Annotated in this window: 9 protein-coding genes; 6 read left to right on the top strand and 3 right to left on the bottom strand. The window is 46.1% G+C overall.

Features of this window, described 5'->3' with window-relative positions; genetic code table 11:
• The coding region (locus tag ACN0UN_RS11325; protein ID WP_417660075.1) for an ATP-binding protein at positions 1–1370 on the bottom strand (1370 nt) is incomplete at its 3' end.
• Positions 1371–1538: 168 nt separating this feature from the next.
• Here ACN0UN_RS11325 and gshA point away from each other — a divergent pair.
• Together gshA and ACN0UN_RS11335 are read left to right on the top strand one after the other, a co-directional pair.
• Positions 1539–3131, top strand: a complete 1593-nt coding sequence (gshA, locus tag ACN0UN_RS11330; RefSeq protein WP_417660076.1) for a glutamate--cysteine ligase — start codon at positions 1539–1541, stop codon at positions 3129–3131.
• Positions 3132–3134: 3 nt separating this feature from the next.
• The gene (locus tag ACN0UN_RS11335) at positions 3135–3746 is read left to right on the top strand and encodes a hypothetical protein (RefSeq protein WP_417660077.1); all 612 of its coding nucleotides are present in this window, start codon (positions 3135–3137) and stop codon (positions 3744–3746) included.
• Between the two features lie 30 nt (positions 3747–3776).
• Here the strand turns inward: ACN0UN_RS11335 and ACN0UN_RS11340 are convergent, their stop codons facing one another.
• Both ACN0UN_RS11340 and ACN0UN_RS11345 read right to left on the bottom strand, forming a co-directional pair.
• Positions 3777–5045 carry an HlyC/CorC family transporter gene (locus tag ACN0UN_RS11340; RefSeq protein ID WP_417660078.1) on the bottom strand — a complete coding sequence of 423 codons (1269 nt, stop codon included), beginning with the start codon at positions 5043–5045 and terminating at the stop codon, positions 3777–3779.
• 87 nt (positions 5046–5132) lie between these two features.
• Positions 5133–5924, bottom strand: a complete 792-nt coding sequence (locus ACN0UN_RS11345) for a cytochrome C assembly family protein (protein WP_417660079.1) — start codon at positions 5922–5924, stop codon at positions 5133–5135.
• A gap of 153 nt (positions 5925–6077) precedes the next feature.
• On the opposite strand from ACN0UN_RS11345, the gene ffh reads away from it, so the two are divergent.
• The 4 genes from ffh to trmD all read left to right on the top strand — a co-directional run bounded on the left by ffh (position 6078) and on the right by trmD (position 9143).
• The gene (gene ffh, locus ACN0UN_RS11350; RefSeq protein ID WP_417660080.1) at positions 6078–7451 is read left to right on the top strand and encodes a signal recognition particle protein; all 1374 of its coding nucleotides are present in this window, start codon (positions 6078–6080) and stop codon (positions 7449–7451) included.
• 107 nt (positions 7452–7558) lie between these two features.
• A complete protein-coding gene (gene rpsP / locus ACN0UN_RS11355; RefSeq protein ID WP_128351993.1) occupies positions 7559–7807 on the top strand; it encodes a 30S ribosomal protein S16 in 249 nt (82 codons plus the stop codon).
• A 29-nt stretch (positions 7808–7836) separates the two neighbouring features.
• A complete protein-coding gene (rimM, locus tag ACN0UN_RS11360; RefSeq protein WP_417660081.1) occupies positions 7837–8367 on the top strand; it encodes a ribosome maturation factor RimM in 531 nt (176 codons plus the stop codon).
• 11 nt (positions 8368–8378) lie between these two features.
• Positions 8379–9143 carry a tRNA (guanosine(37)-N1)-methyltransferase TrmD gene (gene trmD / locus ACN0UN_RS11365; RefSeq protein WP_417660082.1) on the top strand — a complete coding sequence of 255 codons (765 nt, stop codon included), beginning with the start codon at positions 8379–8381 and terminating at the stop codon, positions 9141–9143.
• The last annotated feature ends 32 nt before the right edge of the window (positions 9144–9175 follow it).

Raw genomic sequence — 9175 nt, forward strand, 5'->3', positions numbered from 1 at the left:
ATGCCAGCATGTTGTAGCATTTCTCGTGCGATGATTTGATTAATGTCATTATCTTCAACCAGCAACACAGGTGCGCCGTGAATTTCTTTTAAGCGGTTATTACTCGGCATTGCTTGTCTATCTGTACTGATGGACAGCGCAGAGCACAGTACGCGCACCAACGCCGAGCTGGTATAAGGCTTAACAATATAGTCAGCCACCCCAATCGATTGTGCCTGCTCAATCATGTCTTTCGCATGATAATTGGTTGCAAGTATCAATTTAGGTGATGTGGTGTGCTGTTTTGAAAGTACTTCCTGACAGAACTCCAACCCGCTAATACCGGGCAATTGCCAGTCCACAATTGCGGCGTCGAAAGGTTGCTGTTCAAGCTGTTTCAAACCCTCTTCGGCAGTGCGGCACGTTTGTATATCGACGTTATAGCTGCGTAATAACTCAGTCAGCATTTCGCGCGTCGTTAAGTTATCTTCGATGGCTAAAACGCGTTTATTTTGTAAGCGCTTGATCAAGGCATCGCGGTTCGATAAGTCCTGATTCTGTTGAATCGGTAATCGCAGTTCAAGAAAGAACGTTGAGCCTTGCCCAACGCTGCTGGTTACGCCTAAGCCATGCTTATTCATGATTTTTACAATGCGCTGACTGATGGCGAGCCCCAGGCCAGTGCCACCGAATTTGCGCGTGGTGGAGGTGTCGGCCTGCGTGAAGGCGTCAAATAAACGCGCCCGTTGTGCTTCGTCCATACCGATACCTGTATCCGTTACGGAAAGACGCAGAAACACATCCCCCTCGTCGACATCCAGTAATGTAACCGAAACAACAATTTCGCCATCTTCTGTAAATTTGATAGCGTTACTGACCAAGTTTACCAACACCTGATTAAGCCGCAGCGGATCACCGATTAATCGTGTTGGAATGTTGGTTGGTAAGTTAATGATAAATTCCAGGTTTTTATCGTATGCGCGATAGGCAAACATGTCAGCAAGGTTGGCCAAAACCTCTTCAAGGTCAAACGGAATGGCTTCTATACTGAGTTTGCCAGCTTCAATCTTGGCAAAATCGAGCATGTCGTTGACAATTCCCAGTAAGATTCGCGATGAGCTCTCAATAGATTTTAAGTAGCTGCGTTGTTGTTCGTCGAGGTTGGTTTTTAGGGTGAGCTGCGTCATCCCTAAAATAGCATTGATTGGCGTACGAATTTCGTGACTGACATTGGCGAGAAATTCGCTTTTTGTTTGATTTGCCGCAGCCGCAGCTTTAATTTCTTTTTCGCGAGCGGCCATGGTCATAGACTTAGCCGTGGCAGTATCGTCTGGGTTTAACCGACGATACAGCTTATAAAATAGTTCTGCCAAGCCTTTTCGCAGTTGCATGGATTGCCTCAAGACCAATATGAAGATAGTCAATTAATTGTCTATCATGCCATGCAAGCAGTGTTTAGCCAATGCTAAACACTGATCGACTAACATGGACTAACAGGTTATAAACCAGTAATATTTCGCGATAACTAATGGCTCGACGATATAAGGCAGGATCCCATTTTGCAGTCACAATTTGCCGATGTGTTGGCAGTACTCGCCAATTCCGAGCACGTTCATATTCTACGTGACATACACCGCGGAGTTGAACGCGAAACCTTGCGTATTACCGAAGCAGGAAAACTTGCACCTACGCCACATCCGGAAAAGTTAGGCTCGGCGCTTAAACACCCGTTAATTACGACCGACTATGCCGAAACCTTAATGGAATTTATAACACCTGTAGCCAGTGATATTAAGGTCACCGTGCAACAGCTGATGGATATCCATAAAGTAACTTATCGCGAATTAGGTGATGAATTATTATGGCCATTAAGCATGCCTTGTTTTGTCGGCGCTGCAGAAGATATTGTGATTGCACAGTATGGTAAATCCCATACCGGTAGAATGAAAACTTTATACCGGCAGGGGCTTACCTATCGCTATGGCGGCGGTATGCAAATTATTGCTGGGGTACATTACAACTTTTCATTGCCGGATACATTCTGGAACTTGCTCGCTGAACGCGAGCAGCGTGAACTCAACCAAGACTTTATTTCAGAGCGGTACTTTCACTTAATTCGAAACTACAAGCGAGTGAGCTGGCTTATTCCCTACTTATTCGGGGCCTCGCCCGCTATTTGCAAGTCGTTTCTTAAGCACACCGAAGGGAACATGTCTTTTGCTGAATTGGGTAAAGGCACAGTGTATCGGCCGTATGGAACCTCGTTGCGGATGAGTGACTTAGGCTACACAAATAAAGAGCAAGTGGACCTTAAAATCACCTATAACACGCTGGACGAGTATGTGACTGGCTTACGTAGAGCGATCACAACACCCTCCACGCGGTTTAGCAAAATTGGTGTTAAAGTGGATGGTGAGTATCGCCAACTCAACACTAATATTCTACAAATTGAAAATGAATTCTATTCAACGATCCGACCTAAACGGGTCGCGCGTTCGGGTGAAACGCCGACGCAGTCACTGGAACGTAGCGGGGTAGAATACATTGAAGTCCGGGCGTTGGATGTGAATCCATTTAGCCCTATAGGTATTACTGCTGAGCAGATGCAACTGCTTGATGTGCTATTGATTTATTGTGCACTGAAACCAAGTGCGAAGCTCAGTTGGGATGAACAGGTGATAACCGACACCAACTTTAATCGGGTTGTCATGGATGGGCGTAACCCGCGCTTAACCTTGCAAGACAATGGCTATGAAAGGCCCATATCTGATTGGTTAGAAGAAATATTTGCTGATTTGCAGCAAATTGCCAAAGTGATGGACACAGCATATGGTCAGCAAGATTATGTCACAGCAATTAACGAACAATATCGTTGTGTGCTTAATCCAGAACTGACGTTATCAGGGCGCGTTATGGCGTACTTGATTGAGCACAATATCGACAACAGCGAATTTGGCATGCAGCTTGCTCGGGACTATAAAAAGCAACTCGATCAGCCCTTAAAATATTTTACCGAGGCTGAATTTGAGCGTTTGCGTGAAGCGTCATTGGTTGCGCAACACGAGCTTGAGGCGGCAGATGCACACACGAGCTTTGATGATTTTTTAGAGGAGTATTTCCGACGAGCGGCTTGCCAATCGCCGGATTGTTAAAAAATGAAGTTTAAGTTTACGATTATTGCGGCGACTCTTAGTTTAGTCGGCTGCGCATCAGCACCACCGAAAGAGCCGGAAAACCTCTGTGGTATTTTTATGGAAAAACGTGATTGGTACGATGCCGCTGCAGCAATGCGCGATAAATGGGGCGTACCGATTCAAGTTCCCATGGCCATGATGTACCAAGAGAGCTCATTCAAGCACGATGCCGTGCCACCACGGGACTATCTATTGTGGATTATCCCTTGGGGGCGGGTAAGTAGTGCTTATGGTTATTCACAAGCTAAGACGCCAACATGGGATGACTACGTTCGTGAAACAGGGAACTCGTGGTCATCACGTGACGATTTTGATGATGCGCTTGATTTTATGGGATGGTTTATCTCAAAAAGTCACAAAATAAATGGTGTTTCTAAATGGGATGCTTATGCGCAATATCTTAATTACCATGAGGGATGGGGCGGCTATCAGCGTCAAACCTATCGCAGTAAACGTTGGTTAATGAATACCGCGCAGCGGGTTAAACAACGCGCCAGTCGTTATGGTGCTCAGTTACGCACCTGTGAAGAAGATTTAGAGCGCGGCTGGTTGTGGCGCTTATTCTTTGGTTAAGATAACAGGTTAAGAATAGCGAACGAAGTGCTACCTATCGGGTAGCACGCGCACCAGTTTGACTAAATTGTCACTGCTTTCAATAACTTCAATAGCATAGCCATTAATGCGTAAACATAATGGCCGCTGCGGAATATCGCCCAGTTGTTCGATGATTAAACCGCTGACCGTTTTGGGGCCATCGGTTGGTAAGTCCCAGTTCATTTCTTTATTTAAGTCACGAATATTCGCAACACCTTCAACATGTACCGAACCATCAATTTGAACTTGGGTTGATTCGCTTGGCGCTGGCGCAATGCTGGTGGTGAAGTCACCCACAATCTCTTCTAAAATATCTTCTAAAGTGACTAACCCTTGAATATCGCCGTATTCATCCACGACCAAACCTATACGTTCTTTATTGCGCTGAAACTTCAGTAGTTGCACGTTTAGCGGCGTGCCTTCTGGAATGTAATAAATATCCCGCGCGGCGCGGACAATTTCAGATTTATCCAAATCACTATTGTTTTTTGTCATGATTTGCATGATGTCGCGCGCGTGTAAAAAGCCCACCGCGTCGTCAATTTCATTTCGGTAGAGCAATATTCTGGTGTATTGGGCCTGACTGAGTTGCTTAACGATTGACTTCACGTCGTCCTGCACATCAATACCCGATATATCAGCGCGCGGAATCATGACGTCTTCAACGGTAACCTTTTCAAGATCCAAGATACTAATCAGCATGTCTTGGTGACTTGAAGGAATCATTGAGTTTGCTTCATTGACCACCGTTCTCAACTCTTCCGAGCTCAACGCATCTTGGCCAGAGGAGCCTTTCGGATTAATACCAAGTAAACGCATGAAGCTATTCGTTATAAAGTTAACTGTTGCGACGAGGGGGTAGAGCACAGTCAACATTGGCTTTAAAACAAATGAGCTAGGAAACGCAATGCGCTCTGGGTGCAGTGCCGCAATTGTTTTGGGGGTTACCTCAGCAAAAATTAGCACAACCAAGGTTAAACCAAACGTTGCGATTACGATTCCAGCATCGCCAAACCAGCGCAAGCAAATGATTGTCGCGATTGCCGAAGCGGCGATATTAACTAAATTATTACCGATTAGAATAAGACCAATTAAACGATCAGGACGGTCGAGAAGATAGAGTACGCGGTTGGCTCCAGCATTACCTTGCTGCGCGAGGTGACGTAAGCGGTAACGATTGACCGACATCATGCCGGTTTCCGAGCCAGAAAAATACGCGGAAAGAAACAATAAAACCCCAAGAATGATCAATAGGGTCGAGGTGGATATCTCGTCCAAAAAAAAGTCCTATAATTTAAAACTGAACGCCTAATTTAGCCAGCTGGCGCTACAAGTCAAGTTCTTCACATGCAAATGCGTGACGAACTACAGAGAAAGTAGAATATCTTTCACAAAACGACTGCCAAAATACGCTAATGACAGAATAATGCTAGCGATAACACTCGTTATTACCAGTGCTCTTCCGCGCGCTCGCTTTACGCTGTGCAGGTACAACACAACGGCATAAAGCACGAACGCAATCAGACTCAAAATTGTTTTGTGCGATTGCCCTTGAGCGAACATGTCATTCAGAAATACGAATCCACTAATAATTGCGATCAGTAGTAACGCAGTTCCGGTACTCAATAAACGGAAAAAGTAACGCTCAACAGTCATCAATGGTGGTAAATAACCCGAGAGTGCGTGCGTGCGGTGGTGCTTTAATAAGTAATTTAAATACAGGAGCTGGATTGCGTACAACGTTGCTAAGCTCAATACAGCGTAGGCAATCAACGACAAAATAATATGGACAACTAAACCATGGGCTTCACTCAGTGGGGCGCCCCAGTTGGCTGGGCTGAGTACCATCAGTACTACGCTCACTGCCGCGAACAAATAAATTATTGGGCTTAACAATAAACCGCCGGCGCGGCGGCTTCGCATTAACGTGAATGCGGCTAAAAATAGCGCGACCGTACTTAAACTGGTGGTGATGTTTAAATGATCAAAATGGTCGGCTTTGAGGTAATCCCATAACAGCACCGCATGCGTTAAAATTGCCGCCAATGGAACAATGAGAAGTAGCCAAGATGCAGAGGTTGTTCGTGCGAGGCTACGCCAAAGCAATACGGCGCTCAATACGTACAACACAAGATTGATGGGTAGCAATAGGGTCATGACAATTATCAGTCTGCTGCGCAATGGGTGAACAATGTAGCAAGTATATGCATAGTCACGCCTAAACCCAATAGGATCAGGAAACTTTGCTTGATTTAAGATATAATCGCCGCCATATAGACTAAATAGCAATTAGAAAGTGGGCAGATTCGCATGTTTGAGAATTTAAGCGAACGATTGTCGCAATCGTTGAAGAGTATTACCGGTCGCGGACGTTTAACCGAAGACAACATCAAAGATACTTTAAGAGAAGTGCGCATGGCGCTGCTCGAGGCTGATGTTGCGCTACCGGTCGTGCGTGAATTTGTAAGCCGGGTAAAAGAGCAAGCCCTTGGTGAAGAAGTCAATAAGAGCCTGACCCCGGGTCAGGTGTTCTTAAAGATCGTTCAAAAAGAGCTGGAGCATGCAATGGGCGAGGGCAATGTGCCGCTCAATCTTGCTGCACAGCCGCCTGCAGTGATACTGATGGCAGGTTTGCAAGGTGCTGGTAAAACGACAAGCGTTGGTAAATTAGCCCGTTACCTGCGTGAAAAACAGAAAAAGAAAGTGTTGGTGGTGAGTGCCGACGTGTACCGTCCAGCTGCTATTAAGCAATTGGAAACATTAGCGAACGAAGTTGAAGTTGAATTTTACCCGTCAAGCACCGAACAGAAACCAGTTGCTATTGCACAAGCCGCAATAGCTCACGCACGGAAAAAGTTCCTCGACGTCGTCTTAGTCGATACCGCCGGTCGTACCGCAATTGATGAAGCTATGATGGCTGAAATTCAAGCGTTGCATGAAGCAATTAACCCAATAGAAACATTGTTTGTGGTTGATGCGATGACTGGACAAGATGCGGCCAACACTGCAAAAGCGTTCAGCGAAGCGCTGCCGCTTACGGGCGTTATCTTAACCAAAACAGATGGCGATGCCCGCGGTGGTGCAGCGTTGTCGATACGTCATATTACTGGCCAGCCAATTAAGTTTCTTGGTATTGGCGAAAAGAATACTGCGCTCGAACCTTTCCACCCTGATCGGGTTGCCTCGCGGATTCTAGGTATGGGCGATGTGATGTCGCTGATCGATGAACTCGAATCTAAAGTTGATAAAGCAAAAGCCGAGAAAGTTGCTAAAAAGGTTATGAAAGACGGCAAGTTCTCGCTTGAGGACTTTCGTGACCAGCTGGCTCAAATGCGCGACATGGGTGGCATGATGGGCTTAATGGATAAGTTGCCCGGTATGGGGCAAATGTCAGCGCAAATGAAGGGGCAACTGGATGACAAGGTCACCGTTCGTATGGAAGCTATCATCAACTCAATGACCCGCAAAGAGCGCGAACATCCCGATTTAATCAAGGGTTCGCGAAAACGTCGTATTGCTGCAGGCTCAGGCACTCAGGTACAAGACGTGAATAAAATGCTGAAGCAATTTATGCAAATGCAAAAAATGATGAAGAAAATGAAAGGCGGCGGTATGGCGAAGATGATGCGCGGCCTTGGCGGAATGGGTGGTAAAATGCCACCAGGAATGTTCCCGAAACGCTAGTAAAAACTTGCATTCGGACTAATTTTCGGGTAAATTCCACGACCTCTTCGACCCCGGTCGGAGACTTTTTTATTTACTTAACATTTGAAACTGTATCGAGGAACGTAATGGTAACCATTCGTTTACAACGTGGTGGCGCTAAAAAACGCCCATTCTACCAGATGGTAGTTACTGACAGTCGCAATGCCCGCGACGGTCGTTTTATTGAAAACGTAGGCTTCTTTAACCCGGTCGCTCGTGGCCAGGAAGAAAAGATCCGTATCGACTTAGCTCGTGTTGATCATTGGGTATCAAACGGTGCAGCTTTGTCTGATCGTGTATCGAAGCTGGTAAAAGACGCGCGTAGCGCGGCTTAATAGATTTATATTTCTGAAGTTAGGTGGCTATGAATAATCCTGCTGAAACCGTCGTTGTGGGTCAACTTGGCGCAGTATATGGCGTAAAAGGCTGGATAAAGGTTCAAAGCTTCACTGATGATCAGGAAGCCATTTTTGATTACACCCCTTGGCAACTTGTTTTACAAGGCAAGGAGCAACCAGTTCAAGTCGAAGAATGGCGTCGACACAATAAAGGACTGATTGCAAAGTTAGCTGGCGTAGAAGATCGCGAACAAGCACACTTATTAACAGGTGCGGAAATTGTGATTAGTGCGTCGCTACTACCTGAATTGCCAAAGGATGAGTTTTACTGGCGCGATTTGATTGGTATGACTGTCGTTAATACTGACGGTTATAACATGGGAGTCGTTGATCAGTTAATGGCCACTGCATCGAACGATGTGATGGTGGTGAAAGCGAACAGCAACGATGCATTTGGTCGCTCTGAGCGATTGATTCCGTTTATTCAGAGTCAATACATTCAGAAAGTCGACATGGAAAACAAAAGCATTGTTGTGGATTGGCCGTCGGACTTTTAATGGCTGATAAGTTGCAGGTTGGGGTGATAAGCCTTTTTCCTGAAATGTTTCAGGCTATAACCGACAATGGTGTGACCGGCCGGGCCGTGCGGGATGGATTGCTGAATATTCAGCTGATTAATCCGCGCGATTTTACCCATGACCGACACCGCACTGTTGACGACCGCCCTTATGGCGGAGGTCCAGGGATGTTGATGATGGTGCAACCGCTCACTGATGCGATTGCAGCAGCTAAACAACAGCTCGGTGCTGATACCAAGGTGATTTATATGTCACCTCAAGGTCGCAAGCTTGATCATGCGGGCGCTCAAGAATTGGCTCAGTATGGCAAGCTCATTTTAATCGCCGGTCGCTATGAAGGCATTGACGAGCGTGTAATTGCGCAACATGTTGATGAAGAATGGTCGATTGGAGATTACGTGTTAAGTGGTGGCGAGTTGCCAGCCATGGTGATGATAGACACGGTGGCCAGATTGATTCCAGGTGTTCTTGGACATCAAGACTCGGCTAGCGAAGACTCATTTGCTGATGGTTTGCTAGATTGTCCGCACTATACACGACCAGAAATCTTAGATGGTGAGTCGGTTCCTGCTGTATTACTCAGTGGTAACCATGAAAAAATACGCAAGTGGCGCTTGCAACAGTCCCTCGGGAGAACTTGGTTGCGCCGCCCTGAATTATTGAAACACCTAGCTCTGACTGACGAGCAGAAGCAGTTGTTGGATGATTTTATTCAGCAACATCAAGATGCTTCTGATACAGGTTCGGGTAGTTAATCTAGGCAAGTGAGGCTAACATGGCAAAAGTA

The sequence above is a fragment of the Pseudidiomarina sp. genome, assembly GCF_048267825.1.
In the GTDB taxonomy this organism is placed as follows: Bacteria; Pseudomonadota; Gammaproteobacteria; order Enterobacterales; family Alteromonadaceae; genus Pseudidiomarina.